Consider the following 26,719-nt stretch of genomic DNA (forward strand, 5'->3'; position numbering starts at 1 on the left):
ACTGGACCTACCTTTTTGGTTTGCTCAGTCCAGTTGACGGGGGCTAAGGAGCATTATGCAAATCTACCTTCCCATAGCCGAAGTTTCGGTCAACGCCTTCCTGCTTTTAGGACTAGGCGGGATCGTGGGCATTCTATCCGGCATGTTCGGCGTGGGCGGTGGCTTCCTGATGACGCCGCTGCTGTTCTTCATCGGCATCCCCCCTGCTGTCGCCGTGGCGACCGAAGCGAACCAGATCGTGGCCTCGTCGTTCTCAGGGGTTCTGGCGCATTTCAGAAGGCGAACGGTTGACCTGAAAATGGGGCTGGTGCTGCTCATTGGCGGCCTGATCGGGGCTGCAATCGGCGTACAGGTGTTTGCCATGCTGCGGGAGATTGGCCAGGTCGATCTGCTGGTAAAACTATGCTATGTCGTATTTCTCGGCATCATCGGCGGCTTGATGTTTCTGGAAAGCCTGCGGGCCATTCGCCGGTCCAAGAACCCGGCTGCACGGCCAGAGCGCAAGAAGCACGGGCTGGTGCACGCGCTGCCGTTCAAGATGAAATTCCGCACGTCGGGTCTCTATATCTCTGTTATTCCGCCGATTGTGGTGGGGTTGTTGGTCGGCATTTTGGCCGCGATCATGGGCGTCGGAGGCGGCTTCGTCATGGTGCCCGCGATGATTTATATCCTTGGAATGCCGACTAAGGTCGTAGTGGGGACCTCACTGTTTCAGATCATTTTTGTCACCGCATTCACCACCCTGCTGCACGCGACCACGAACTACACGGTCGATATGGCGCTGGCGGTCTTGTTGCTGATCGGCGGCGTGGTGGGGGCGCAGATTGGCACGCGGATCGGAGTCAAACTGAAAGCGGAGCAATTGCGCATTTTGCTGTCGCTGTTGGTTCTCGCGGTCTGTGCCAAGCTGGCGCTGGACCTGCTGATCCAGCCGACAGAGTTGTTTTCGCTCGGCGTCGGGGGGCACTGATGATCCGCGCGCTGGCCCTGATCTTCTGCCTTTTTGCCTTGCCACTTGCCGCTGAAGAGGTCGTGGCAGGCTTGTCGCGCGACGAAGTGGCGATCACGGCGAATTTCGACGGCTCCGACATCCTGATTTACGGCGCTGTGAAACGCGACGCGCCAGCCGCCGAAGCACCTATGGAGGTGATTATCACCGTCTCAGGCCCAAGCCAGCCGGTGAGCGTGCGAAAGAAAGACAAGCGCGTCGGCATCTGGGTGAACACGGAGTTGGTGGAAGTCGACAAAGCCCCGAGCTTCTACGCAGTGGCCTCAAGCGGCGATTTGCGTCAGGTTCTTACCCGCACCGAGGACCTTCGCCATCGCATTTCTATCCCCCGCGCGATCCGTTCCGTCGGTGCACCCTCGAACGTGGCGAATGCTGGCGAATTCACTGAGGCATTGATCCGCATCAGGACTGCGAAAAACCTGTATCAGCGGCTCGACAATGCCGTGAAATTATATGACCAGACCTTGTTTTCGACGACAATCGACCTCCCCGCCAACCTGGTGGAAGGGCCGTACAACACGCGGATTTTCCTCGTTCGTGACGGCATGGTTGTCGACGACTATTCTACTGTCATCAACGTGAACAAGGTGGGGCTGGAGCGGTGGATATATGATCTGGCCCATGAGCAGCCGCTGATCTACGGATTGCTGTCCCTGTTCATCGCAATCGCGGCGGGCTGGGTCGCGTCTGCGGTGTTCCGCTACGTGCGGTTCTAGTCCTCGGCCTCTGGTGCCTTGAGTTCGAGTCGCGCTGGTCCCTTTGGCAGATCATCCGTGCGAAGCTCGCCCGTAGGGCGTGCCAGCATGCTGCGGGTGACCCATCTCAGGCGGTGTTCTGCTCGTGTAATCGCGACATAGGCCAGACGTTTCCATAGCGGCTGGCCCGCCTCTTCCCGCCCTGCCCGCGCGGCGGCGTAAAGGTCGGGCGCGAACACCTGCACCGTGTCCCATTGAGATCCTTGTGCCTTGTGGATCGTCACCGCCGCGCCGTGCAGGAACGCAGCACCCATGCGGGCGGCAAAGGGGATAAACGGCTCCTCCTCGCCCGGCGCTTCGATCTTGATAATCGACGCGGCAGAGACCTGCGGGTCTTCGGCACCGATGACGTGAAGGCGCGAAAAGCCGGGCTTGTTGCCCGGCCCCATATAGACCACCTGAGCGCCCTTGATCAGGCCGCGGGCTTCCAAATCAATCCGTTTCTTCCGGTGCTTGAGCGGCAGTTCGATCCCGTCGCAGATTAGCGGCTCCCCCGGCAGCAACGTGTCAACCGTCGCCCCGTATGCCCCGCGAAAGGCCTGTATCAGCCGTATGCGTGTGGCGTTGCGCCAGACCAGAACAGGGGAGCGGGCCATAAGGTCTGCCTCCACGCGTTCGGCGAAAACGACGCGGTCGTCCTTGGCGGCGGCGTCGCGGACCAGCCGCTCGAACGCATTGAAGTTCACACTTGGGTCTGCAAGCGCGTGGGCAAGGTCCAGAATGGGGTTGTCCTGCGTCTGACGGTGCACGCGCGACAGCTCCAGCTTGCGGCCGTCCTTGAGCGTATCGAACACCATCTCGCCGGACTGGCCAACGGGGGCTAGCTGGGCGGGATCGCCAAAAAGAATTAGCGTCGGGAAAATCTCGCGCAGGTCTTCGTACTGCTTTTCGTCCAGCATCGACGATTCATCAATGAAGCCGATGTCCAGTGGGTCTTCGCGCCGTTTCCAGCCTTGGATGAAGTCGGAGCCTTTAAGCCCAGCCGCCGCCAGCGCGCCGGGGATAGATTTGTTCGCCTCATAAAACAGGCGGGCGCGTTCGAGGTTCACCTCGGTCAGACCTTCGATCTCGGGCTTGTCGCCCTGCCCCGCCAGCCAGTCTGCAATGCGCTCGTATTCCGGATCATACATCGGAGTGTAGAGAATGCGGTGGATGGTCGTCGCGGGCACGCCGCGATTGCGCAAAACGCTGGCCGCCTTGTTCGTGGGGGCCAGTACCGCGATGGTTCGGCGATCCTTGCGAGGCTTGCCGTCATAATCGCCGGAGATCAGGTCGACACCCGCCTCCTGCACCGCTTCGACCATCTTGGCCAGTAGCAACGTCTTGCCGGAGCCCGCCTTGCCGACGATCGCCATAACTTGCGTTTTTGCGTCGTTCAGTGGTGTTGTGTGGCCTTCGACAAGGTCCACACCCGCCTTCGCCATGATCTCGGTGATGGCGTCATACGCCTCTGCCTGATCCTCGGAAAATGTGATGGTGGTAGGGGCACGTGACATGACGCGGACCCTACCCCGCAGCTTGTGGATTTGCCAGAGATATCAGGCCGCTATCGGCAGCGCATCGGGGCCAAAAGCGCGGGTGAACCAGTGGTTTGACAGTTCGGTCGAGATGTTCGCTTTATCGGCTAGCCGGGCCAGGATTTCGGGGGTGAATTCCCACAGTCCTGCGCTGATTGCCTCACGGCCTCTCCCGTCTGTTCCTAGCACCTTTGGCAGCCAGCCGAGCTTGCGGTAGATGCGGATCATGCGGGCATCAAACACGCCGATTGCATGGGTTAACCCAAGCCCGACACCAAGCTGCGCACCTGCCATCATCAGCAGCGCGGCTATCTGGCCGCCATTTTGCGCGGTTGGCGACACGCAGAACCGTGTGGTTTCCCAGACGCGCGGGGCTGACAGTTGTCCGTCGGTGAGGTGGACGAAAAAGTCGTTTACCATCGTGGCACCTGTCGTCGGCAGGAACCGCATGGAGCCGCCATGGCGCCCTTCCGGCGTTTCCCAGATGACATAGAGCGGGTTCAGGGCGTCATACTGATCACGCTCAAATCCGTTCGCGTCCACCGAGACGTCCCATTTCAATCGCTCGTGAAACTGCACGGCACGATCCCTGAGCATCGTCTCTTGCAGTTTTGGGTGGGCGTTAAGTTGGTCGGCGTAGACGTATCTGATCATGTGGAACTCCATCCGCTAGGGGATTTTGGAGTTCACATGGTCGGGTTAAGAACGTGTCAGCGACGCGGGCGCAACATTCCGAAAATTGCAACGACTAGACGACAATCAGCCCGTGAGTGAGGGCCATTGCGACGGCATGGGTGGTATTCGTGGCACCCAGCTTAAAGCGCGCACTTTCGATATAGACACGCAAGGTGCTTTCGGAAATCTTGAGTGTTTCCGCTATGTTGGCACGGTTGGCGCCGGATGCCAGCAGGCATAGCGTGTCTTTTTCGCGCGGGGACAGGGCGCGGGTTGGACCGCGCTCGGGATTGCCTTCAATTTGAAGTGCTTTTTCATTAAGATAATGGGAGATGAGCAGCAGATCCGCTGCGCGTTCGCCGGTGAAATTCGCCCAAGTATCGTCCGTGCATTTGTGATTCACCGACACCACGGCAAATTGACCGCTGGGACCACGGATTGGAACGCTGAAGCCTTGATTGCCAAGGCCGGATTCTACGGCCTCGCCCAAAAATGATCTCGCTCCCTTGGCGGACCAATCGAGAGCTTTCCAATCGGTAGGTTGGAATTTCCGGTAACACCCCTGCACGACCGGGTCGATGCGGGCGTAGCCTTGCTCTAGATAGCGCTGCACCCATTCCTGATCGTATGTCAGCGCGGCGTATTGACCGCCTGTGCTGTTAACGGAGTGATAGACGAGGTGTTCTAGATCGTAGACGTCCCTGAGGTCTTCTACGAAGGTTTGAACTTCCTCAAGCGTTGTCGCCCGTGAAAGCACCTCTTGCATGTCTACCAGTTTGTTCACCGTCACCTGCCATGTGACGCATCGAGTTGGAAGACGACGCGAGCTCGGTTGATGCAACCATGATCGTGTCGTCCAAGTGCTCTGCCAGATAACTAAAGTTATTTCTGGCGGAGAACTTCTTGAGGTCCATCAATACGTCGATAATCCAGTCATTCTTCATCATCACTATCCTCCCGAAAGGGTTAATCATCCGTTAACAAGAGGCTAACAGCGGAAACTTGCCGATAAAATTCACTAAATATCCCTCCTCAGAAATAGCGAGGGCAAAGCCTGTAAGTGTTTGAATTGCCGTCGGGCGTTTTCTTACGCACAAAAAAAGCCCGCAAATCGGTCCGATTCGCGGGCTTTTGCAGTCTTAATTTCGGGCAGGTCAAGCGTTACGGCTTGCCTCCAGCGTATCCTCGAACGTGGTCAGTCCGGTGCGCGGTGCGGTCACCAAAACAGCCATGTTGCCGGGCTTGTGCTCGTTGCGCAGCATCTTTGTGTGTGCCTGAGGGATCTCATCCCATGGGAACACCTCGGACATGCACGGGTCCAGACGGCGCTCGCACATCAGCTTGTTCGCGGCAGATGCCTGCTTGAGATGCGCGAAATGCGAGCCTTGCACGCGCTTCTGGTGCATCCACAGATAACGGGCGTCCATCGTCAGGTTGTAGCCCGTGGTGCCTGCGCAGATGACGACCATACCGCCCTTTTTGCAGACGAACACACTGGTGGCCATCGTCGCCTCGCCCGGATGCTCGAACACCATGTCGACATTGTTGCCCTTGCCGGTGATGTCCCAGATCGCCTTGCCGAATTTGCGCACCTCGCCAAACCATTCCTTGTATTCAGGCGTGTTCACCTTGGGCATCTGACCCCAGCAGTTGAAATCCTTGCGGTTCAAAACACCCTTCGCGCCGAGGCCCATCACGAACTCGCGCTTGTCCTCGTCCGAGATCACGCCAATCGCATTGGCCCCTGCGGTGTTCGCCAGTTGGATGGCATAGGAGCCGAGGCCGCCGGACGCGCCCCAGATCAGAACGTTCTGGCCGGGCTTCAACTCGTGCGGGTGGTGGCCGAACAGCATCCGGTAGGCGGTCGCCAGCGTCAGCGTGTAGCAAGCGCTTTCTTCCCAGCTCAGATGCTGCGGGCGTGGCATAAGCTGCTGCGCCTGAACGGTTGTGAATTGCGCGAAAGAGCCGTCAGGCGTCTCGTAGCCCCAGATGCGCTGAGAGGTGGAGAACATCGGATCGCCGCCGTTGCATTCCTCGTCATCGCCATCGTCCTGGTTGCAGTGGATCACGACCTCGTCGCCAACCTTCCAGCGGGTAACCTTGTCGCCCACGGCCCAGACGATGCCCGAAGCATCCGAACCTGCGATGTGATACTCTGCCTTGTGAACGTCGAAGGGGCTGAGCGGGATACCCAGACCGGCCCAGACGCCGTTGTAGTTTACGCCTGCGGCCATCACGAGAACCAGAACCTCATGGCTGTCTGGCTTCTTCACATCCACGACTTCCGACAGGAACGCCTGCTCCGGCTCGCCGTGCCGCTCGCGACGGATGGCCCACGCGTACATCTGTGACGGGACATGACCCATCGGAGGAATTTCACCAACCTCGTAGAGGTCCTTCTTCTCGGCGCTGTAGTCCATCTTATCGTCCTGCATATCTAGAGCCATTGTCGGCGCTCCCTATCTTAGTCGGTGCCGCGACGCAGAATCAAATGCTGCGCCGCCAATAAGGCAGGGATACAAACACAAAAGTAATAATACAACCCGTTAGTCTAATATTTTGTAATTTTATGTCGCGTCAAAATGCTGAAGGGATGACGCGTAATAGGTGATCGCTTCCGGTGCCTTGTCGGTGACCGTAATCTGACCCGCATCAACGCGGATCAGCGCGCGCACCTCCAACATCCGTAACGCCTCTTTGACCGCGCGCTCCACGCTGACGCCGCCAGCCTCGGTGGGCATACACAGCTCCAGTCCGCTGGCGCGGAAGCGGGCGACCTCTTGCGCAAACTGCGTCTCAAGCTCTGCGCGCGCCAACTTGCCGCCCGCCGTCTCCAGCAACTGGCACACCAGAGGCACCGGCAAGATCGGGACGACACGCCCGACCCGCGCCATCAGTTCCTCGCCCAGTGCTTCCGTCGATTGTGCAGCGCCTTCCGCCAGAAACTGCTTCAGCGACAAAGGTTCGCCGAACGCAACAGCCGCGAAGCCCAACCGGTGAAACTTGCCCGTCAAACGCTGCCACAGGTGGCGCCCCACATAGCGGAACACAGGCACGATACGGAAACGAAAGCGGGCGGACTTGTCTTCGGCAGCGGCGACCAGCACGCGGTCTTCCAGCACACGGTCGTAGTTGAGGCCAACCGGCACGAATACAACATCGCGCGTCGCGTTTGGGTCAAAGCCATCGACGATGTAGCTGATCAGCCCCAGCTTGGGTTTGCCCAGTGCGCCGGTCCGCGACAAGCCGCCTTCAGGGAAAACCGCCTGCGTCACGCCTTCGCGCGTGGACAGTTGAACATAGCGGGCCAGAATACGGCGATATAGGGGGCTCAGCGATTTGCGCCGGATAAAGTAGCCGCCCATCATCTTGATCAGCGGGCGCAGCGGCCAGACCCGCGCCCACTCCCCAACGGCATAGGACAGCGCACTGTCGCGGGCGGCAAGGTAGGTGACCAGGACGTAATCCATGTTGGACCGGTGGTTGATGATGAACACCACCGTCGCCTCCGGATCAATCGCCGCCATCGCATTCCCGCGCGCATTGACGACGCGCACACGGTAGAGCGAGCGTGACAGCCACCGCGCCAGCTTCGTGCCAAGACCGAAATACACGGACGCGCTGAACGACGGGACTATCTCGCGGGCGTAGCGTTGCGCGGTCTCGAAGGCGACGTTGTCGGGGATGCCTTTCTCGTCGGCGTAGGCGTTCACTGCCCGAATGACGTCCGGATCATAGAGCACGTTCTGGATCATGTCGTGGCGCCGCGCCAGCTTGAACGGCTGGATCGGACGCGCCAGCTTGGTGTTGAGCCGCGCGACCACGCGCTCCGCCCGCCGCCGAAAGAACCAGCGCACCGACGGGAACAGAAGGTGCGACGCAGCGGTGACCGCAGCCAGCACCCCCATCAGCACCAGCGCCCAGACGGGCAGTTCGACGGTGGTAAACATCTGCTCCCTCAATTCACCGCTTGGACCATAGTTTGCGAGATCATACCCAACGGCTCCTGATTGACCGCAATAATTCCGCGGCGCGGGCGATCCAGGTCAATGATAATGAACACCAATGCCACGATCAGGAACATCATCGCATAGATGGGAAAGCCCGCCTTTACCATTGTCAGGCCGGAACTGTATCCCAGTATACTCCCCAACAACACAAACGTGGCGAACATCAAGAACAGCACAGGCTCCGGCACGTGACGCTCGATGGCCGCATCGCGCGCGCCCAGCGAGTCGATCATGTCGTTCAGCGACGCGGCAAAACTGACGGCAGCAGGGCCGCCGACCTCTTGCGCTTCGGCGCTGGCGAGCACCCATAGCTTGTCAAATATCTCTTCCGCGGCTTTGACAAGTTCGTCACGACGCTCGATCTCGCTGGCAGGCACACGTCCCGCCTCGAATCTGGTCAGGCCGTATCTGCTCATCAGGGCTTTCGCCTCGTCGCGTCGCGCGTCACTCAGAAAATCGGTGCGCAACCACGCCGTCCCGATCGCATTCGCCTCGTCTACTACTGCGCGGGACCGGTCATCATAGCGGTTGAGTGCAAGCGAAAAGGTGAAACCCAGCAAAAGCGCGAGCAGACCCAGAAGCGAGCCCTGCACCGCGCCAATCTGCGACTTGCTTTCATCGTTGTGATGGCCAGACCCGCGTTTCCCCACAACGCGCCCCAGGCGCATGGCTACCCCCATCGCCAGCAACAGCAGCACGGCGATCACGAGTGAATTGACGTCATACATTATTTCTTCAGGCCCCATTCCAGTCGGCTCCAGGTTCAACTCAGGGCCAGTTCGCGCCCTTATGTCACAGATCGCGGCAGTGGCCGATAAAAACCATGGCGGAACCCGTGACAAGCGTATAAATTCTGCATTGCAGCGAATTGACAATGGTATAAAATTCCACGTATCAATCTCAGGACGCAACAATATTACGCAACTAATGTCACACGAGGCCCCTATGTCCGACCTGCCGAACACGCCGCAAAAAGACCGCCCATGGCTGTTCCGCACCTATGCGGGGCACTCGACCGCGACTGCGTCCAACGCGCTTTATCGGGGCAATCTGGCGAAGGGGCAAACCGGACTGTCAGTCGCCTTCGATCTGCCGACGCAAACGGGTTATGACAGCGACCACGTTCTGTCCAAAGGCGAAGTTGGCAAGGTCGGCGTGCCAGTGGCGCATTTGGGCGACATGCGGACCCTGTTCAACGATATCCCGTTGGACCAGATGAACACGTCGATGACGATCAACGCCACCGCGCCGTGGCTTCTGGCGCTCTATATCGCGGTGGCCGAGGAACAAGGCGCGGACGTATCGGCCCTGCAAGGGACCGTGCAGAACGACATCATCAAGGAATACCTGTCGCGCGGCACCTATATCTGCCCGCCCAAGCCGTCTTTGCGGATGATTACCGACGTTGCCGCCTACACCCGCGAACACCTGCCCAAATGGAACCCGATGAACGTCTGTTCGTATCACTTGCAAGAAGCAGGTGCGACGCCGGAGCAGGAGCTTGCCTTCGCGCTTGCCACCGCGACCGCCGTTCTGGATGACCTCAAGGGCAAAGTCCCTGCGCAGGATTTCCCGCAAATGGTGGGCCGCATCTCGTTCTTCGTGAACGCCGGCATCCGCTTCGTCACCGAAATGTGCAAGATGCGCGCTTTCGTGGACCTGTGGGACGAGATTTGCCGCGACCGCTACGGCGTCGAAGACCCCAAGTTCCGCCGGTTCCGCTACGGGGTGCAGGTGAACTCCCTTGGGCTGACGGAGCAGCAGCCTGAAAACAATGTCTACCGCATCCTGATCGAGATGCTGGCCGTTACCCTGTCGAAAAACGCCCGCGCCCGCGCCGTACAACTGCCTGCGTGGAACGAAGCCCTTGGCCTGCCCCGCCCATGGGACCAGCAATGGTCGCTTCGGATGCAGCAGATCATGGCCTACGAGACCGACCTGCTGGAATATGACGACCTGTTCGACGGCAACCCCGCTGTGGAGCGCAAGGTCGAAGCACTGAAAGAAGGCGCCCGCGCCGAACTGGCAACCATCGACGGCATGGGCGGCGCCAACGAGGCGATTGAGTACATGAAGTCCCGCTTGGTAGAGGCCAATGCAGAACGCCTCGGCTGCATCGAATCCGGTGACACCATCGTGGTCGGCGTCAACAAATACCAGCAGCACGAGGAAAGCCCGCTGACCGCGGGTGACGAGGCGATTATGGTGGCCGACAAGGACGCCGAGGCCGACCAGATCGCGCGGCTGGACGCATGGCGCGCGTCGCGCGACAATGACGCGGTTGAAGCGGCACTCACTAGGGTCCGCGCTGCCGCAAAAGATGGCACCAATGTTATGCCTGCCACCATCGAAGCTGCCAAAGCTGGCGCCACAACCGGCGAATGGGGCGACGTGATCCGGCAGGCTTTCGGGCAGTATCGCGGCCCAACAGGCGTCTCGCGCAACCCGTCGAACCGCACCGAAGGGCTGGAGGAAATCCGCGAACGGGTCGATGCCGTGTCGACCAAGCTCGGCCGCCGCCTCAAGTTCCTCGTGGGGAAACCTGGTCTCGACGGCCACTCCAACGGGGCCGAGCAGATCGCCGCCCGCGCCCGCGACTGCGGCATGGACATCAGCTATGAGGGCATTCGCCTGACGCCTGACGAGATCGTCGAGGCTGCCCTGAAAGACGAGGCGCATGTGGTCGGCTTGTCGATCCTCTCCGGCTCCCACATTCCGCTGATCGAGGACTTGATGAAAAAGATGCACGCGGCGGGCATAGGCCATATCCCGGTCGTGGTCGGTGGCATCATTCCCGAAGACGACGCGCAGCGGCTGCGGGCTATGGGCGTGGCCAAAGTCTACACCCCGAAGGATTTCGAGCTGAACCGGATCATGATGGACCTCGTGGCTCTGGTGGAGCCTGAAGACATCGCAGCGGAGTAATCCCGTACTTGACACGCGGCACGCAGGGTCTGACCCTGCGCCCAACGAACTGTGACCAAAGGTTTTTCCATGAGTGCTGCCATGCCCCAGACCCGCCGACCCGCGCGGGAGTGGATCCCCATTCTCAAAGCATATCGCGACCCGTCACTGCCCCGCTCGCTTTGGGAACTCGCGACGACCTTCGTGCCATATGTTACCCTGTGGGCAATCGCGTGGTGGTCGCTATCGGCTGAGCTATACTGGATCACCATCCCCGCCGTCATTCTGACAGGCATGCTGATGATGCGCATGTTTGCCATCCAGCACGATTGCGGCCACGGCGCGATCTTCAAATCATGGGCCGCGAACCGCTGGTTGGGCCGCTGCCTTGGCGTGATCTGTATCGCCCCCGCCGCTGTCTGGGCCAAGAAACACGACGTCCACCACGCCACCCACGGCAACCTGGACCGCCGCGAGATGGGCGACCTGCTGACCCTGACGGTCGCGGAATACAACGCCAAAGGCCCGCTCGCCAAAGCCGCCTACCGCCTTTACCGCAACCCGTATTTCCTGCTCGCCTTCGGGCCGTTTTACTCCTTCTTTCTGGAGTACCGCCTGCCCTTCCGCCTGATGGACCGCCGCGAGTATTGGATCAGCGCCATGGGCACCAACCTGTCCATCGCGATTGTGCTCGGCACGATCTACTATTTCGGCGGCTGGGGTCCGATCCTCTTCATCTTCGTGCCCTCCACCCTGATCGGGGCGTTCTGCGGCGTCTGGGTGTTCTACATCCAGCACCAGTTCGAGGGCGTCGAATGGGATCACCAAGGCAACTGGTCGGTGCACGATTCCGCGCTCTATGGCTCCAGCTACTACGTGCTGCCGGGCTGGCTGAACTGGTTCAGCTGCAACGTAGGCATCCACCACGTCCACCACCTCTATGCCCGCATCGCCTTCTACCGCTTGCCCGAAGTCCTGCGCGACCACCCCGAACTGGCCGGAACCAACCGCGTCACCTTCCGCGATAGCCTCAAATGCATGAAGCTGAAGCTCTGGGACGAGGACACCCGCCGCATGGTCGACTTCGCAGCGGCCGACGCGAAAGCGGCGCAAGGGGCACTCGCACCGGCGGAATAGGGCTGATATACGGGACGGAAACCAGTCCCAAAGGAGCCCGCCCCATGACCGTCCATATCGGTGCCAAACTCGGCGATATCGCTGAAACCGTCTTGCTGCCCGGCGATCCCTATCGTGCCAAATGGGCGGCGGAGACGTTCCTTGAGGACGCTAAACTGGTCAACGAGGTGCGCGGCATGCTGGGCTTCACCGGCATGTGGAAGGGCAACCGCGTCACCATCCACGGCTCTGGCATGGGGATGCCGTCGCTGTCGATCTACGTCAACGAGTTGATCAAGGACTACGATGCGAAAACGCTGATCCGCATTGGCTCCTGCGGCGGCATGCGGGACAAAGTCGCCGTGCGCGACGTGATCCTAGCTACCGCGACCACAACCCTGTCCACCCCGTCGCGTGGCATCTTCAAGGAACTGCAATTCGCCCCGACTTGCGATTGGGACCTCCTGCACAACGCCTTCCACGCCGCCGAAGCGAAAGGCGTGCCGACCCATGTGGGCGGTATCTATTCGGCCGACGTGTTCTACGACGAACGCCCCGACCTGAATGAACAGATGACCCGCCACGGTATCCTCGGCGTCGAGATGGAAGCGGCCGAGCTCTATACCCTCGCCGCCCGCTACAACCGCCGCGCCTTGGCGGTGCTGACAGTGTCCGACCACCTGCTAACCGGCGAGGCGCTGCCCTCCGAAGACCGGGAACGCAGCTTTGGCGACATGGTGGAAATCGCACTCGAGGCGGCCTTCGCATGAAGACGCGCCAGCTTGGAAAAGGCGGTCCTCAGGTCGGCGCAGTCGGTCTAGGTTGCATGAGTTTCGCAGGTTTCTACGGCGAAACCGACCTTGCCACATCGCACGACACCTTGGATGCCGCCCGCGAATATGGCGTCGACTTCCTCGACACCGCGCTGATCTACGGCATGGGCAAGTCCGAAGAGGTCATCGGCAGCTACCTCAAAGCCAACCCCAACCACGGCTTCAAGATTGCCACCAAAGGCGGGATCGAGACGCAGCCGACGCGGCATTTCAACAACTCCGAAGCCAGCTTGCGCCGCGCGCTGGAAAGCTCCCTCAAGCGGCTCGGGGTGGATTATGTCGACCTCTATTACATCCACCGCCGCGAGGCCGAGCGCCCGATCGAAGAGGTCACAGAAACGCTGGCCAAGTTCATCAAAGAAGGCAAAATCGGCGGCATCGGCTATTCCGAAATCGCGCCCTCCTCCTTGCGCCGCGCCCATGCGGTCCATCCCGTCATGGCCGTGCAAAGCGAATACTCGCTTTGGACACGTCAGCCCGAAATGGGCATGATCCAGACCTGCGCCGAACTTGGGGTGGCCTTCGTGCCGTTCTCTCCGGTCGCCCGTGGCATGTTCGCTGACGCGTTCCCCGATCCCGCCGACTTTGCCGAAACCGATTTCCGCAAAAAGCAACCGCGTTTCATGGAAGAGAACTTCGCGGCGAACTGCAAAATCCTCGAACGTTTCCAAGACTTCTGCACCTCTCGCGGCTGGAGCCCGGCAGGCACCGCAATCGCATGGACACTGGACCAAGGGAGCCACATCATCCCGATCCCCGGCACCCGCACCCGCGCGCATCTGGAGCAACTGGTGGAAGGCGACGCCATTGAGTTCACCGACGAGGACCGCGCCGAAATCAAACGCATCCTGCCCATCGGCTGGGCACATGGCGATCGCTATTCCGACGCCCAGATCGTCGGTGTGGAGCGCTACTGCTAGGCCCGAAGAACAGTCTGTTTCCTTAAATTCGGCGCATTCACCCCCCAAATATGAGGTATGCGCCGCTCTTTGATCTCATTGTATGTTTTGCTGACGACCCGTCTGCCCATCCCCAAGGGCCTGCTGGCGCGGGCCATAGCCGTCATTTTTACCTACACGGCCGCCCTGGCCATCGTGCCACAATTAGCGCTGAATATCGCCGTGGCGATGGGGCTGGCCGCGACGCTTTGGGTGCGCCTGCCACAAGCGTGGTTCGAGGGCGAAAACCGCGACGCCAGCACAGGCGCAACCATACTCGCAGTCAGCCTAAGCCTCATTGCCATTTGCCTCTTCCTGCCCGCCAACATGGTGCAAATCTCCATCTCTTTGGGATTCTTTGTAATGGCCGCGCTCTACGGCCTTATCTGGGCTGTGGACCCGGACATGCTCGACAAAATGGGCTGGGATGTGAACAGTTGGGGCGTTGAGGGTCGCGCCAATGCAGTGCGCTGGCAGGTCGTACGCAGCGCCGCGCTTGGCGTGGCAAACGCCTACACCGCGTCTAATTTGATACCCCATGAATGGATCGTGGCCCATGCCATTCTGCCTTTGGCGGCCTATTACCTCTACCATTGGACCGTCCTTTCCACTCACCCTCATGACGATCCATAGTCGCCGAGATACAAGCCGAATTGTATGATGCTGGCCGTTCAGGCGCTGGCCATCAAGCTTTCGAAGCACCCTTTCATCGTCAAATGCACTCTTCTCCTCGCCCTAATGCAAAACGGGGCGCCGCTCTAACGACGCCCCATCCAATCTGACAAGCTGTCGCCAACCTAGACCTGACGTTCCACCATCAATTTCTTGATCTCAGCGATGGCTTTGGCCGGGTTCAATCCTTTGGGGCAGGTCTTTGCACAGTTCATGATCGTGTGGCAGCGATACAGTTTGAACGGGTCTTCCAACTCGTCCAGCCGCTCCCCCGTGGCCTCGTCACGGCTGTCGATGATCCAGCGGTAGGCGTGCAACAACGCGGCTGGCCCGAGGTAGCGGTCGCCGTTCCACCAGTAGGACGGACAAGCGGTCGAGCAAGACGCGCACATCACGCATTCATATAGCCCGTCCAGCTTCTTGCGATCCTCGATGGATTGCCGCCATTCCTTCTTGGGGCGGTTGGTCTTGGTTTCCAGCCACGGCATGATCGAGGCGTGCTGGGCATAGAAATGCGTCAGGTCGGGGATCAAGTCCTTGATCACCGGCAGGTGCGGCAGCGGGTAGATTTTCACATCGCCCTTGATCTCGTCCATGCCGTAGATGCAGGCCAGCGTGTTGATCCCGTCGATATTCATCGCGCACGACCCGCAGATACCCTCGCGGCAAGAGCGGCGGAAGGTCAGCGTCGGGTCAATCTCGTTCTTGATCTTGATCAGCGCGTCCAGAACCATCGGCCCGCATTTGTCCATATCGACAAAATAGGTATCAACCGAGGGGTTCTTTCCGTCGTCAGGGTTCCAGCGGTAAATCTGGAACTTGCGCACATTGTTGGCACCTTCGGGCTTCGGCCATGTCTTGCCGCCCATGATCTTGGAATTCTTGGGAAGGGTCAGTTGGACCATGGTGTTCTCCTACGTCAAAAACGGCGCGATGCCGTCTTCCAAAAGACAAGCGATCGTGTCGCGGCGGGTGGCGATCTCGATCACCAGTTGTGTTTCTTCCGGGCCAAGGCCGGTAGCACCAGCGCGGGCCAGCTTTATGATCTCGGCGGCGGATGCGTTATGGATGACGCATTCCGTGGCAGGCTCCAGCGGCACACCGGGGAAGCGTTTCGCCAGCACGGGTCGCACCGCGTCGGAGGCTTGCTTGCGGGCGACCTGGTCAGCCAGCCCATCCTCGCCACAAGCCGAAAGCCCCATCAGGACAACAAGTGAAAGCGTGACAATCCGTTTCATGTGTTCCACCTCGTGAACAATACATCCATATGGCGCGGTTGCGCCTTTTTTCCAGCATGTGCTGCCATCGCCAGCACGTCGCGGAACTCCAGCCCTGCTTTCGCCAGCTCTGCAATTACCGCCGATGGCGGGCCGACACCTGCAAATCGGTGAGTTACCGACAGCTCCAGAATGACGAAGTCGCAGCGCTTCAATGTCTCCGCGCCGCCCTTGAGAACCTCGAACTCAAAGCCTTCGGTGTCGATCTTCAACCCGAGACGTCCGGGCAAATCCGCAGCCAGCACGTCGAGGGTCATCACCGGCACTTCCCGCTTCGCCACCTCGGAAAAGCTGTCTGCCAGCTTGTCCACGCGTTCCTTCAAGCTCGCCATGGCGCCGCCCTTGCCCGGTTCGGTTTCAGGCACGGACAACATGGCCTTGCCCTGCTCTGCCCCCAAAGCCACCGCGCGGAAGTCGAAACTTTTGGGCGAGACACCGGCTTTTACCGCCGCCTCACATTCCGCTTGCGGGTCCACCAGCACGAAATGCGCATCGGGGAAACTGCGGTACAGCCAGGGCGTGCCGTCATGTACGCCGACGTCGATCACGCAATCCGGCGCGAAGCCGTATGCCTTAAGATAGGGCGGGCGCGTCTTCCACGGGTGGAGAATAAACCCCTCGTCCCGCGCGGCGCGGCGTATGTCGGCGAGCTCTGTCAGGACGTCACCCCAAGATACTGCTCAGCGCGCATCATGTCTTGGCCCCGATCGTGATGCCAAAGGTCGTGGGTTGCGGCTTACCGCTGATCTTGCGGTCGATGCACTCAGCGAACGCGGCATCTGCGGATTGCGGCCGGAACACCTTGTCCGTCACCGTGATCGAGCCGCGCGCCTTGCCACCGCCGGTGCCGACACCCACGCCGATATTGCCCTGAACACCATCAGCCAGCCCCACCTCGTCGCGGCACTCCCGCGCAGCCCGTTCCGGTGACATCGGAACAGGCGCACATGCCGCCATAAGCAAAGGAAGGACCAGCCAGCGCATCAGTATACCCGGGCTTTCGGTGCGATCTTCTTGAGGTCGATGCCACCTTCATCCTGTGGGGTCAGCGGGTCCAGATGCACGCCACGGTAGCTCAGGGTCACCTTGGTGCCATCGACATGGGCCAGCGAGTGTTTGCGCCAGTTCTTGTCGTCACGGTCCGGATAGTCCTCATGGGCATGCGCCCCGCGGCTTTCCTTACGCGCTTCGGCCCCCACGATGGTCGCCAAGGCGTTCGGCATCAGGTTCGCCAGCTCCAGCGTCTCCATCAGGTCGGAGTTCCAGACCAACGAGCGGTCGGTGACGTTAAGGTCGTCCATCTTGGCGGCCACGGCAGCCATCTTGTCCACGCCCTCCGCCAGCGTTTTGTCCGTGCGGAATACCGCCGCGTCTTCCTGCATCGTTTTTTGCATTTCCAACCGCAATTCTGCGGTCGACACGGTGCCCTTGGCGTTGCGGAAGCTGTCGAAGCGGTCAATCGCCGCGTCGATGGACTTCTGCGGCATCTCTGGGTTCGGCGCGCCCGGCGTGACGATCTCGGCGGCGCGGATCGCCGCTGCACGGCCAAACACCACCAAGTCGATCAGCGAGTTGGACCCAAGGCGGTTCGCCCCATGCACAGACGCGCAGCCCGCTTCGCCTACAGCCATCAGGCCCGGTGCAATAGCTTCGGAGTTGTCTTTGGTCGGGTTCAGAACCTCGCCCCAATAGTTGGTCGGAATGCCGCCCATGTTGTAATGCACAGTCGGCAGCACCGGAATCGGCTCCTTGTGCAAATCCACGCCCGCAAATACTCGCGCCGATTCCGAGATACCCGGCAAACGCAGCGCCAGCGTTTCAGGTGGCAGGTGGTTCAGGTGCAGGTGGATGTGGTCCTTATGCTCGCCCACGCCACGACCTTCGCGGATTTCCATGGTCATGCAACGCGACACCACATCGCGTGACGCAAGGTCCTTGTAGGTCGGCGCATAGCGCTCCATGAACCGCTCGCCCTCGGAGTTGGTCAGGTAGCCCCCCTCCCCGCGTGCGCCCTCGGTGATCAAACAGCCCGCGCCATAGATGCCCGTCGGGTGGAACTGCACAAACTCCATGTCCTGCAACGGCAAGCCCGCGCGGGCCACCATGCCTCCGCCATCGCCGGTGCATGTATGCGCCGATGTGGCCGAGAAATACGCACGACCATAGCCGCCCGTGGCCAGCACCACCATTTTGGCGCTGAACACGTGCAGCGTGCCATCGTCCAGCTTCCAACACAAAACGCCGGTGCAGACACCCTCATCGTTCATGATCAGGTCGGTGGCGAAGTATTCAATGTAGAATTCCGCGTTGTTCTTCAGCGACTGGCCATAGAGCGTGTGCAAAATAGCGTGGCCGGTGCGGTCGGCGGCAGCACAAGTACGCTGCACGGGCGGGCCTTCGCCAAACTCGGTGGTGTGGCCACCGAACGGGCGCTGGTAAATCTTGCCCTCTTCGGTCCGCGAAAACGGAACGCCGTAATGCTCCAGCTCGTAGACCGCCTTCGGGGCCTCCCGCGCCAGATATTCCATCGCATCCGTGTCGCCCAGCCAGTCCGAGCCCTTGACGGTGTCATACATATGCCACTGCCAGTTATCCGGCCCCATATTCGACAGCGACGCGGCGATGCCGCCCTGTGCCGCAACCGTGTGGGACCGGGTCGGGAACACCTTGGTCACGCAGGCCGTGCGCAGACCTTGTTCAGCCATGCCCAACGTGGCCCTCAGGCCAGCGCCACCGGCACCAACCACCACAACGTCATATTCGTGAGTTTCGTATTCGTAAGCAGCCATGTCAGACGGGCCTTCCGATTAAAGAGCGAGGCGGGCGATGGCGAACAGGCCAATCCCGGCGATGGTGTAGCACAGGCAGATCGACAGGATGATCGCGACCTTGCGCGCTGTGCCTTGCACATAGTCCTCAATCAGCACCTGAACACCGTTTTTGAAATGAATCATGGACACCAAAATCGTTAGCGCGGCCACAATCGCCGGAAACGGGCGGCTGTAATAGGCAACGACTTCTTCGTAGGGCGCGCCCAGAATGCGCCCGAATGTGAAGATGAACAGCGGCACAAGGCTGATCAACATCGCAGAGCTAACGATCATGCCCCAGTGATGCATGGTGCCGGACTTGGCCGAGCCCAGGCCGGTAGCGCGTTTGCGGTCTGTCAAAATAGGCATCTCAGCTCCCTCACAAAATAACTGCGGTTATGATTGTCAGCACAAAGCTGCCAATCACCACGCCGTAGGCCAACCTCTTGGCCGCGTCCAACTCAAGACCTCGCCCGCTGTCCCAATACAGATGACGCAGCCCCGCCAGGTAGTGATACCAGACCGCCCAGAGCGAGCCGAACATGATCAGATCACCGAACCAGCCGGTGACAAACCCGTTCGCGGTGTTGAAATAATCCTCGCCGTAACTGGCGGCCAGAAGCCACCATACGACCAAAACCGACGCGACAATCAGCGCGTTGCCGGTCAGTCGCGTCAGAATGGACGTGATTGAAGTCCATTGCGGGCGGTAGATGGAGATATGGGGGGAAAGAGGTCGTTTTCCCCGATTGACGTCAGCCATGGCGCGTCCTTCGTTTTGCTACGGTGTTTGTGCATTATCATTAGACTATTAGCGCACCGAGTCACGCCCCATACGCGCCGAAATGCGCGGTGATTTGTAGCAATTTTGTAGAATTTTTGCTTTTGTGATCACGCTATTCTAGCGCGTGATCACAAATCAAAGCTTCCAGCGGCTACTCCAGAGACGCGACCTGTTTTGTGATCTCGCGCAACAACTTCTGGCGAATGCGCTTCGGATAGTCCTCGAAAGTCAGCGCCTCCAGGGCAAAGCTCCCCGGGCCGACGATAAGATTTGCACGGTAGTAGTCGACCAACTTGTTTTCGGACTCCGCGATCGCCAACCCGTTGATCGTCACGCCCTTGCGCAAAGCTGCCGACTTCATCTCCGCTGGCGGCACGCCCTCATTTGAAAAGCCGTCGCCCGAGACGTCGATCACCCGCCGCTTGCACTCGGGCACAGCGTCGAACTCGATTAATGCACTGCCCACAGCTTCACCAATTGCCGTAGAAAAGTTGCGCCATTCCCGCGGCGCACCACGCACGCGAAGGGCCAGTGCATCCGCAGCGTTCAGATCAGTCACATGCGTCCACGGCACCGAGACCCGTTGGCGCGAGATACCGGTCCATTGCAAAAGCATCACCTTGGCTTGCGCGGCCACCAAGGCCTCCGTCACCGCACCGTCGGCCAGCGCCGCCCCGAGGCCGTCCATCTGAAGGCGGTATTCTATGTGATCCACTGAACCCGAGACATCCACCGCCAGCACCAGCGCCAGCTCACAGGCCTGCGCAGAGGCGCAGCCGACCCATGTGGCCATGATGAACGAGCAGGTTCGCATACAGGACACCATGCCCGATACGGCGCACATGGCACATCACGTTTTCGCGTGCTGGGTCGAGCCGGCCTTCAGACCCTAAACCGGCATCAACGCCCAGTAATCCAGATCAAGCAGGACATGAGGCAGATATTTCCCGTCCTCGCCTTTCAGCGTGAACGGATCGCCCTCCGCCTCATACGCCACCAGCCGCAGCCGGATCGCGCCAACGCCCTCGGCACCAGTCTCGGCCACATCCAACACCTCGGACCACGCCTTGACCGTGTCGCCAGCCCCGCAGGGGTTCGCATGCGCACCGGAATTCAGCCCGACAATGATCTGCGCATTGGCCAGCCCGTTGAACGACAGCGCCCGCGCCAGCGAGATCACATGACCGCCATAGATCAACCGCCCACCATCCCGCGCCGTTGCGTCGAAATGCACCTTGGCCGTGTTCTGCCACAGGCGGGTGGCAAGCATATGCTCGGCCTCCTCAATGGTGACACCATCGACATGGTCGATCTTCTCACCCACTTTGTAGTCAGCCAGACGGTGCGGCTCCCCCGCTTGCACGAAGTCGTAATTCGCAAAGCTAAGCCCTTCCGGCACAACCAGATCACCCGCCTTCACCGCATCTGCCAAATCAGGCACCACCGTCTCCGGCGCAGGTGCATCGACGTCGCCCTTGCGCACCATGACCCAACGAACGTAGCTCAGCACATCCTCGCCCAACTGGTTGCTGCCCGTGGTACGGACCCAGACAACCCCGGTCTTGCCGTTGGAATTCTGCTTCAGCCCGATCACTTCGGAGCGCGACCGGATGGTGTCGCCCATATGCACGGGTTTCAGGAACCGCCCCTCGGCATAACCCAGATTGGCCACCGCGTTCAGCGAGATATCCGGCACCGTCTTGCCAAACACAGTATGAAACGCGATCAAGTCATCCAGCGGAGCCTCGTGCAACCCGCAGTCACGGGCGAACTCGTCCGACGAATAAAACGCATGCCGCGCCGGATAAAGCGCGTGATACATCGCCCGCTCCCCGCCCGACAACGTGCGCGGCACCGCATGTTCGATCACCTCGCCGACGGTGTAATCCTCGAAAAACCGCCCTGCGTTGGTCTTGCTCATCATTGCGCCCCCAGTTTCATGTCGGGGCTATAGCTGCCCTTAACTTCCTTGGTGACCGCCTGCCCGCAGCGCATGACGCCGTTGGAGGCATCGAACGCATAGGTCGGGTCACCGTAAAGCTCCCAGCCTTTCGACAGCGCCTCGGATACCTTGTGGCAAAAGGCGGAGGTATCGTCCTCGGTCAGCAAACGATAGAGCTTCATCACACACCTCCGAACGGGTTGACGCCGAGCCATGCATGGATCCCCGCGGTGACGCTAAACAGCACCAACGTGACCACGACCAGCACGATTTCCTTCTTGACCGGCGCTTGCGGCGGCGGTGTCCACGGCCCTTCGGAGCGGTTGATCATGATGACCGAAATCACCGCCCATGCCAGCATCCCGCCGAACAGGATGATCGAGGCCAGATCACCATTCGACAGCAAATGCGCGAACGCCCAGATTTTGACCGCCGTCAGCTGCGGGTGGCGTATCTTGGTCCCAAGCCACACTTTGGCGGGCTTGGCCGCAGACGCGCCGAACACGTAGAAGGCCAGCAACATCAACAGGTTGTTGATATGCCCGGCGAAGCTGGGCGGGTACCAAACGGGGATGAACTCGGCACTGCGATAACCGATCACCATCAACACGATGGACAGAACCAACAAGGCTGCAATTGCCCCCTTGGAGGCGTCTCCCATCCTGTCCTGCATGGCCTTGCGCATGTCAGGAACCAGCCGCTTCATCCAATGCGCAAACGCCCACAAAAGGACGCCGATAATAAGAAGTGTCATGCACCCTCCACCAGTTTGATCGCGTCCGCCTTGGCCAAAAGCCGCGTCGCTGTCTCAACATGCAGGTTTTCCACGATTTTACCATCGACAACCGCAACGCCCTGCCCGTCGGCCTTGGCTTGCTCATACGCCTCGATCTGGCGGCGGGCCAGATCAAGCTCGTCCTCCGACGGCCCGAACACTTCGTTGGCGATGGCAACCTGAGCGGGGTGGATCAGCGTTTTGCCGTCAAACCCCATGTCGCGGCCTTCGTCACACTCGGCCCGCAACCCGTCTTCATCCTTGAAGGCGTTGTAGACGCCATCCACGCAAACCAACCCCTCGGCTCGCGCCGCCAGCAGGCAAAGCTGCAAGCTCGTCAGCATCGCACCACGACCGCGAGAGCCCAAGTCCTTGGCGAGGTCGTTCGTCCCCATCACGAACCCCTCCATCTTCGGGGCAGCGGCGATAGCCGAAGCGTTCAGAATTCCCCGCGGTGTTTCCATCATCGCCCAAATCGTCGTGGCGCCTTTCAGCAGCCCCGAAAGCGCAGCGATGGTCGCAGGGTCTTCCACCTTCGGCAGCAAGATCGCGTCAGGCGCGACGTCGATAAACGTCGCCAGATCATCCGCGCCCCATTCGGTGTCACCGCCATTGACGCGCACGATCCGTTTGCGGGGGCCATAATCCGTCGTATTCAATGTCTTGGCCAACAATTGCCGCGCCGCGACCTTTTCATCCGGCGCGACAGCATCCTCCAGATCGAAGATAATTGCATCCACCGGAAGGCTCTGCGCTTTTTCCAAGGCCCGGGTCTTGGACCCTGGGATATAAAGCACCGAACGGTAAGGCTGCGCGACGTTTTGCATCGAATCCAACTCCTGTTTTGTTACTTTATGAGTCACCACACCGCACGCAGGGCCGCAACTGCTCTTTTGCGGCGTTGCAGAAAATTGCGTCGCAACCGGCCTATGTCAGCCCGTCAAAAATCAGCTTACCGCCAGCGCCGACCAACAAGGCGTAGGTGAGCAGGAAGAAATAACGCTCCGGCATCGCCCGATGTGCATAAACCCCTACCGCCACCCCCACCAGAAGGGGCGGCAGCATATACAAATCCGCGCGGAACGTGTCCCAGCTGAACACGCCCAGAAACGCGTAAGGCACTGCTTTCATGGCGTTGATCGCCCAGAACGTAAGCACCGTCGTCGCCTGATAGGTGGTTTTCCCCATCCCCTGCGCCAGAAGGAATATTGCGGTCGGTGGGCCGCCTGCGTGGCTTACAAAGCTGGTAAACCCCGACACGACACCCGCCACCAGCCCGCGCCGCTGGCTAAATCCCGTGCGCTCTACCGAGACCCATCCCCGCGTCCGTGCCACCTGAAACGCCACGAATAAAAGCGAGATCACCCCGATCAGCACCCGCAAGACGTCCGGATTGGTCGCCTGATAGAGCATCGCTCCCAGAACGACGCCAGGTATTCCGCCCAGCATCAGCGCCTTGGCGCTTGGCCAGTGCCACTCCCCCCAATAGGGGCGCAAGGTGGCCAGATCAGCGATCATCAGAAGCGGCAGCATGATGCCCAACGCGGTTGCCGGGGGCAGGAACAGCGCAAGAATCGCGGTTGCCACGAACGCGGCCCCACCGCCGAACCCGCCCTTCGCCACACCTGCGATAAGGGCCGCAGGAAGCGCGAGGGCGAAAAAGGTTGCGTCGAACTCCATGCCTGCCAGCTAGGGCGAAAAGCCGTGTCAGTTCAACACCTAACGACCTTTCGAAGCACGTATCCCAATTTACAATCTGCGTTTCTGCACTGCGGCACACTTGCGCGACTCCCTCGCAGGCGCTACCCCTCGCCCCCAACATCAACCGCACCAAGGACCAGTCACATGGCCAGACCTAAAATTGCCCTTATCGGCGCCGGACAAATCGGCGGCACCCTCGCCCACCTTGTCGCGCTGAAAGAACTCGGCGACGTTGTCTTGTTCGACATCGCGGACGGCACTCCGCAAGGCAAGGCGCTCGACATCGCAGAAGCTGGCCCCGCCGGCCCGTTCGATGCGACCCTGAAAGGCACCACCGACTACGCCGACATCGCAGGCGCAGACGTGTGCATCGTCACCGCCGGTGTTCCCCGCAAGCCTGGCATGAGCCGCGATGACCTGCTGGGCATCAACCTGAAGGTCATGAAATCCGTTGGCGAAGGCATCGCGGCCAACGCGCCAAATGCGTTCGTGATCTGCATTACCAACCCGCTCGACGCGATGGTTTGGGCGCTGCGCGAATTCTCCGGCCTGCCGCATGAGAAAGTCTGCGGCATGGCTGGCGTGCTTGACTCCGCCCGCTTCCGCCACTTCCTTGCGACCGAGTTCGAAGTCTCCATGAAGGACGTCACTGCGTTCGTCCTCGGCGGCCACGGCGACACCATGGTGCCGCTAACCCGCTACTCCACCGTCGCAGGCATCCCGCTGCCCGATCTGGTGGACATGGGCTGGACCACGCAGGAAAAACTCGACGCAATCGTGCAACGCACCCGCGACGGCGGCGCCGAAATCGTCGGTCTGCTGGGCAACGGCTCCGCCTTCTACGCGCCTGCGACGTCCGCAGTCGAGATGGCCGAAAGCTACCTGAAAGACCAAAAACGCGTGCTGCCCTGTGCGGCCTACGTTGATGGCGCATACGGCCTCGACGGCTTCTATGTCGGCGTGCCGACCGTGATTGGCAAAGACGGCATCGAGCGCGTGGTCAACATCAAGCTCAGCAAGGACGAGCAAGCGATGTTCGACAAATCCGTCGACGCCGTGAAAGGCCTCGTCAAAGCCTGCAAGGAGATCGACGGCTCGCTGGCCTAAGCCACCCGCCTCGACCAAAATCAAAGGCCCGCCCCACCCGGCGGGCCTTTTTGCGTCAACGGCCCCCTATGCCCCCACGTCACGACTTGCCAGCACTGGAATGTGCTGCGTTGCAGCATTATATTCTGTTTTATAATCAGCAATATGGCAGTCATCGACCATGACCCACCCCGTGAAACCTCAAAGTGATAAGCTGCACGCCGATATCAGACGGCTCCGCAACTCCGACCGGCAGGTGCTGGTCGATCACTTCCTCAGGCTCGACCCCGAGACACGTCGCCTCCGCTTCGGCGGGCTGGTCTCTGACGACTTCGTCAAAGACTACGCTGAAAATATCCTAAGCCTCGATTCCGTCGTCTTCGGGGCCTTCGTCGACGGCGACCTGCACGGTGTCGCCGAGCTGCGCGGTCTGCGCCAAACCTGGCCCGAAACCGCCGAGGTCGCCCTTTCGGTAGAGCCAACATGGCAGCACGAAGGCATCGGTGACGCCCTATTGAACCGCCTCATCGCGGCTGCGCAAAACCGTGGGGTGAAGTCGCTCCACATGCAATGTCTGCGTGAAAACCGGCAAATGCAGCACCTTGCCAAGAAGCACGACGCCGTTTTGCATTTCGACATGGGCGAGGTCGACGCAACGCTCGCGACCCCTTGGCCCACATTCCGTTCGGTCTGTGTCGAGCTGTTCGGCGACACCCGCCGCTACCTCGGCAAAGCCTTTCACCTGCCAGTCTAGGCTCGCCCCCCTAGGCCAGCGCGTCGAAAAACTCTGCCTTCTCCTCCCGCAGCCAGCGGTCGAACCCTGCCGCCGACAAGTCAAACGTCTCATGCGGCAGCAGTGCGCTGAGCCCGCGCGTGACGTCGAACGGCACCTCCAGCAGCAGATCCTCCGCCCTCAGCGCCTCCGCCATCACGCCCAGCACCTTGATCCGGTCATGCAGCGCGTTCGCCGCCTCCATGTCGCCACCAGCGGCGTCAATCGCATCAATCTGCGCCTGCATCTGCTCTGTGATCGGCTGGCCCACCTGAATGCTGCGAAACAGCGCCTTGCGCAGCCGCTTGTAGACCCAATGCAGCCGCGTCATGCCGTCGAAATGCAGCACCACCGACGACCGCGACCGCTTTACCCCCGGAAAGGTCCACGGCCGCTCCGTATCGTGATGCGGCCGGTGTATCCCCAGCACGTAGTCGTATCCGGTGGGCGTGCACGCCTTGCCCTCGCTATGCCCCGTCAGCCCAAACCGCGTCAGCCCCTCGCCGTCCAGCACCAGCCGCGAGAAATCCGCTTCCAGCCGCTTGGTCGACGCGCGGAAGTTCCCGCTGAACATCGCATCCTGCGGCTCCCCCTCCAGCCAGACCCGCTCCAGATTGGGGATGCTCAGATAGTCGCCGGGCCGCATGCGTTGCAGCCGCATCAGTTCCTGCTCCAGAGGCTCGACCTGATGGATGAATTCGTCCGCGTCCAGATGCACCAGATAGTCCACGTCCGTGCGCCGATACGCCATCGTCGCATTCAAAGTCTGCCGCCGCTGATGCGTTTTGGGCACCTTGATATCCAGCTCCGACCGCCAATACGCTTCATCCGCCACCGTCACATGCACCGCTGCCAACGGCGCGAGAAGCGCCCGCGTGCGCGGGTTGTCGCGATCCAGATAGATATGCACCGCCGACGCCCCCGCCCACAGGTGATGGGCCGCGTAGGCTGCGACAAGCTCCGGCGGCTCGTCCATCGTGCCGACGACACCCCATTTAGGTGCGGGCATCAGGCAGGCTTTCATATCTTCGATTCTTCATATTTTATAAGTCCCAAGCCCCGCCCGCGCCGTCAATGACCAAGGCGATTCGTCCTTTCATTAGAATTGTGATCACACGCTCAAATACTGTGATCACAAATGTC

30 protein-coding genes are annotated in these 26,719 nt (G+C 60.4%); 9 read left to right on the forward strand and 21 right to left on the reverse strand.

What is annotated here, in order from left to right; genetic code table 11:
* Positions 1–55: 55 nt before the first annotated feature.
* Together THALAR_RS08200 and THALAR_RS08205 are read left to right on the forward strand one after the other, a co-directional pair.
* Positions 56–970 carry a sulfite exporter TauE/SafE family protein gene (locus THALAR_RS08200; RefSeq protein WP_021101059.1) on the forward strand — a complete coding sequence of 305 codons (915 nt, stop codon included), beginning with the start codon at positions 56–58 and terminating at the stop codon, positions 968–970.
* A complete protein-coding gene (locus tag THALAR_RS08205) occupies positions 970–1,725 on the forward strand; it encodes a TIGR02186 family protein (RefSeq protein ID WP_021101060.1) in 756 nt (251 codons plus the stop codon). Before THALAR_RS08200 ends, THALAR_RS08205 begins: the two co-directional genes overlap by 1 nt.
* On the opposite strand, the gene THALAR_RS08210 is transcribed toward THALAR_RS08205, so the two are convergent.
* The 7 genes from THALAR_RS08210 to THALAR_RS08240 form a co-directional block, all read right to left on the reverse strand.
* Positions 1,722–3,260 carry an ATP-dependent DNA helicase gene (locus THALAR_RS08210; RefSeq protein WP_021101061.1) on the reverse strand — a complete coding sequence of 513 codons (1,539 nt, stop codon included), beginning with the start codon at positions 3,258–3,260 and terminating at the stop codon, positions 1,722–1,724. The genes THALAR_RS08205 and THALAR_RS08210 overlap by 4 nt on opposite strands.
* Positions 3,261–3,302: 42 nt before the next feature.
* Positions 3,303–3,935 carry an acyl-homoserine-lactone synthase gene (locus THALAR_RS08215; protein ID WP_021101062.1) on the reverse strand — a complete coding sequence of 211 codons (633 nt, stop codon included), beginning with the start codon at positions 3,933–3,935 and terminating at the stop codon, positions 3,303–3,305.
* A gap of 94 nt (positions 3,936–4,029) precedes the next feature.
* On the reverse strand, positions 4,030–4,722 hold the full coding sequence (locus THALAR_RS08220; RefSeq protein ID WP_021101063.1) for a helix-turn-helix transcriptional regulator: 693 nt from the start codon (positions 4,720–4,722) through the stop codon (positions 4,030–4,032).
* Positions 4,688–4,903 (reverse strand): hypothetical protein, encoded by a 216-nt coding sequence (locus tag THALAR_RS08225; RefSeq protein WP_021101064.1) that lies wholly within the window; start codon positions 4,901–4,903, stop codon positions 4,688–4,690. Before THALAR_RS08225 ends, THALAR_RS08220 begins: the two co-directional genes overlap by 35 nt.
* Positions 4,904–5,110: 207 nt before the next feature.
* Positions 5,111–6,403, reverse strand: a complete 1,293-nt coding sequence (gene ccrA / locus THALAR_RS08230; protein ID WP_040818112.1) for a crotonyl-CoA carboxylase/reductase — start codon at positions 6,401–6,403, stop codon at positions 5,111–5,113.
* 120 nt (positions 6,404–6,523) lie between these two features.
* Positions 6,524–7,906: a 1-acyl-sn-glycerol-3-phosphate acyltransferase gene (locus THALAR_RS08235; RefSeq protein WP_021101066.1), complete on the reverse strand. Its 1,383-nt coding sequence runs from the start codon at positions 7,904–7,906 to the stop codon at positions 6,524–6,526.
* A gap of 8 nt (positions 7,907–7,914) precedes the next feature.
* On the reverse strand, positions 7,915–8,712 hold the full coding sequence (locus tag THALAR_RS08240) for a bestrophin-like domain (protein WP_040818115.1): 798 nt from the start codon (positions 8,710–8,712) through the stop codon (positions 7,915–7,917).
* Positions 8,713–8,893: 181 nt separating this feature from the next.
* On the opposite strand from THALAR_RS08240, the gene THALAR_RS08245 reads away from it, so the two are divergent.
* The 5 genes from THALAR_RS08245 (at position 8,894) to THALAR_RS08265 (ending at position 14,390) form a co-directional block, all read left to right on the forward strand.
* Entirely contained in the window at positions 8,894–10,891 is a 1,998-nt protein-coding gene (locus THALAR_RS08245) for a protein meaA (protein WP_245622393.1), read from the forward strand.
* Between the two features lie 81 nt (positions 10,892–10,972).
* Positions 10,973–12,007 (forward strand): fatty acid desaturase family protein, encoded by a 1,035-nt coding sequence (locus tag THALAR_RS08250; protein WP_245622394.1) that lies wholly within the window; start codon positions 10,973–10,975, stop codon positions 12,005–12,007.
* A 44-nt stretch (positions 12,008–12,051) separates the two neighbouring features.
* Positions 12,052–12,756, forward strand: coding sequence for a purine-nucleoside phosphorylase (gene deoD / locus THALAR_RS08255; RefSeq protein WP_021101070.1), 705 nt, complete (start codon positions 12,052–12,054; stop codon positions 12,754–12,756).
* Complete coding sequence (locus THALAR_RS08260; RefSeq protein ID WP_021101071.1) at positions 12,753–13,739, forward strand: aldo/keto reductase; 987 nt, start codon at positions 12,753–12,755, stop codon at positions 13,737–13,739. Before deoD ends, THALAR_RS08260 begins: the two co-directional genes overlap by 4 nt.
* 57 nt (positions 13,740–13,796) lie before the next feature.
* A complete protein-coding gene (locus THALAR_RS08265) occupies positions 13,797–14,390 on the forward strand; it encodes a hypothetical protein (RefSeq protein WP_021101072.1) in 594 nt (197 codons plus the stop codon).
* Positions 14,391–14,554: 164 nt separating this feature from the next.
* On the opposite strand, the gene THALAR_RS08270 is transcribed toward THALAR_RS08265, so the two are convergent.
* From THALAR_RS08270 to THALAR_RS08330, 13 genes are all read right to left on the reverse strand, one after another.
* Positions 14,555–15,334, reverse strand: a complete 780-nt coding sequence (locus THALAR_RS08270; protein WP_021101073.1) for a succinate dehydrogenase iron-sulfur subunit — start codon at positions 15,332–15,334, stop codon at positions 14,555–14,557.
* A 9-nt stretch (positions 15,335–15,343) separates the two neighbouring features.
* Positions 15,344–15,667, reverse strand: a complete 324-nt coding sequence (locus THALAR_RS08275; protein WP_021101074.1) for a hypothetical protein — start codon at positions 15,665–15,667, stop codon at positions 15,344–15,346.
* The gene (locus THALAR_RS08280) at positions 15,664–16,254 is read right to left on the reverse strand and encodes an FkbM family methyltransferase (RefSeq protein ID WP_021101075.1); all 591 of its coding nucleotides are present in this window, start codon (positions 16,252–16,254) and stop codon (positions 15,664–15,666) included. The genes THALAR_RS08275 and THALAR_RS08280 overlap by 4 nt, the downstream gene beginning before the upstream one ends.
* Positions 16,255–16,396: 142 nt before the next feature.
* The gene (locus THALAR_RS08285; RefSeq protein WP_021101076.1) at positions 16,397–16,690 is read right to left on the reverse strand and encodes a hypothetical protein; all 294 of its coding nucleotides are present in this window, start codon (positions 16,688–16,690) and stop codon (positions 16,397–16,399) included.
* On the reverse strand, positions 16,690–18,495 hold the full coding sequence (gene sdhA, locus THALAR_RS08290) for a succinate dehydrogenase flavoprotein subunit (RefSeq protein WP_021101077.1): 1,806 nt from the start codon (positions 18,493–18,495) through the stop codon (positions 16,690–16,692). The genes THALAR_RS08285 and sdhA overlap by 1 nt, the downstream gene beginning before the upstream one ends.
* An 18-nt stretch (positions 18,496–18,513) precedes the next feature.
* A complete protein-coding gene (sdhD, locus tag THALAR_RS08295; RefSeq protein ID WP_021101078.1) occupies positions 18,514–18,885 on the reverse strand; it encodes a succinate dehydrogenase, hydrophobic membrane anchor protein in 372 nt (123 codons plus the stop codon).
* A 10-nt stretch (positions 18,886–18,895) separates the two neighbouring features.
* Complete coding sequence (sdhC, locus tag THALAR_RS08300; RefSeq protein ID WP_021101079.1) at positions 18,896–19,279, reverse strand: succinate dehydrogenase, cytochrome b556 subunit; 384 nt, start codon at positions 19,277–19,279, stop codon at positions 18,896–18,898.
* Positions 19,280–19,451: 172 nt separating this feature from the next.
* On the reverse strand, positions 19,452–20,144 hold the full coding sequence (locus THALAR_RS08305; RefSeq protein WP_021101080.1) for a DUF1194 domain-containing protein: 693 nt from the start codon (positions 20,142–20,144) through the stop codon (positions 19,452–19,454).
* A 45-nt stretch (positions 20,145–20,189) separates the two neighbouring features.
* Complete coding sequence (locus tag THALAR_RS08310) at positions 20,190–21,221, reverse strand: MaoC family dehydratase (protein WP_040818208.1); 1,032 nt, start codon at positions 21,219–21,221, stop codon at positions 20,190–20,192.
* Positions 21,221–21,424 carry a DUF1737 domain-containing protein gene (locus tag THALAR_RS08315; RefSeq protein ID WP_021101082.1) on the reverse strand — a complete coding sequence of 68 codons (204 nt, stop codon included), beginning with the start codon at positions 21,422–21,424 and terminating at the stop codon, positions 21,221–21,223. Before THALAR_RS08315 ends, THALAR_RS08310 begins: the two co-directional genes overlap by 1 nt.
* Positions 21,424–21,996, reverse strand: a complete 573-nt coding sequence (locus THALAR_RS08320; RefSeq protein ID WP_021101083.1) for an NnrU family protein — start codon at positions 21,994–21,996, stop codon at positions 21,424–21,426. Before THALAR_RS08320 ends, THALAR_RS08315 begins: the two co-directional genes overlap by 1 nt.
* A complete protein-coding gene (locus THALAR_RS08325) occupies positions 21,993–22,844 on the reverse strand; it encodes an HpcH/HpaI aldolase/citrate lyase family protein (protein ID WP_021101084.1) in 852 nt (283 codons plus the stop codon). The genes THALAR_RS08320 and THALAR_RS08325 overlap by 4 nt, the downstream gene beginning before the upstream one ends.
* 100 nt (positions 22,845–22,944) lie before the next feature.
* Positions 22,945–23,697, reverse strand: coding sequence for a sulfite exporter TauE/SafE family protein (locus THALAR_RS08330; RefSeq protein ID WP_021101085.1), 753 nt, complete (start codon positions 23,695–23,697; stop codon positions 22,945–22,947).
* A gap of 165 nt (positions 23,698–23,862) precedes the next feature.
* On the opposite strand from THALAR_RS08330, the gene mdh reads away from it, so the two are divergent.
* Together mdh and THALAR_RS08340 are read left to right on the forward strand one after the other, a co-directional pair.
* Positions 23,863–24,825, forward strand: a complete 963-nt coding sequence (gene mdh, locus THALAR_RS08335) for a malate dehydrogenase (RefSeq protein ID WP_021101086.1) — start codon at positions 23,863–23,865, stop codon at positions 24,823–24,825.
* A 160-nt stretch (positions 24,826–24,985) separates the two neighbouring features.
* Positions 24,986–25,558 carry a GNAT family N-acetyltransferase gene (locus tag THALAR_RS08340; protein ID WP_021101087.1) on the forward strand — a complete coding sequence of 191 codons (573 nt, stop codon included), beginning with the start codon at positions 24,986–24,988 and terminating at the stop codon, positions 25,556–25,558.
* 10 nt (positions 25,559–25,568) lie between these two features.
* On the opposite strand, the gene THALAR_RS08345 is transcribed toward THALAR_RS08340, so the two are convergent.
* Positions 25,569–26,585, reverse strand: coding sequence for a glycosyltransferase family 2 protein (locus THALAR_RS08345; RefSeq protein WP_169788527.1), 1,017 nt, complete (start codon positions 26,583–26,585; stop codon positions 25,569–25,571).
* Between the last annotated feature and the right edge of the window lie 134 nt (positions 26,586–26,719).

This window comes from Litoreibacter arenae DSM 19593 (assembly GCF_000442275.2).
Classification (GTDB): domain Bacteria; phylum Pseudomonadota; class Alphaproteobacteria; order Rhodobacterales; family Rhodobacteraceae; genus Litoreibacter; species Litoreibacter arenae.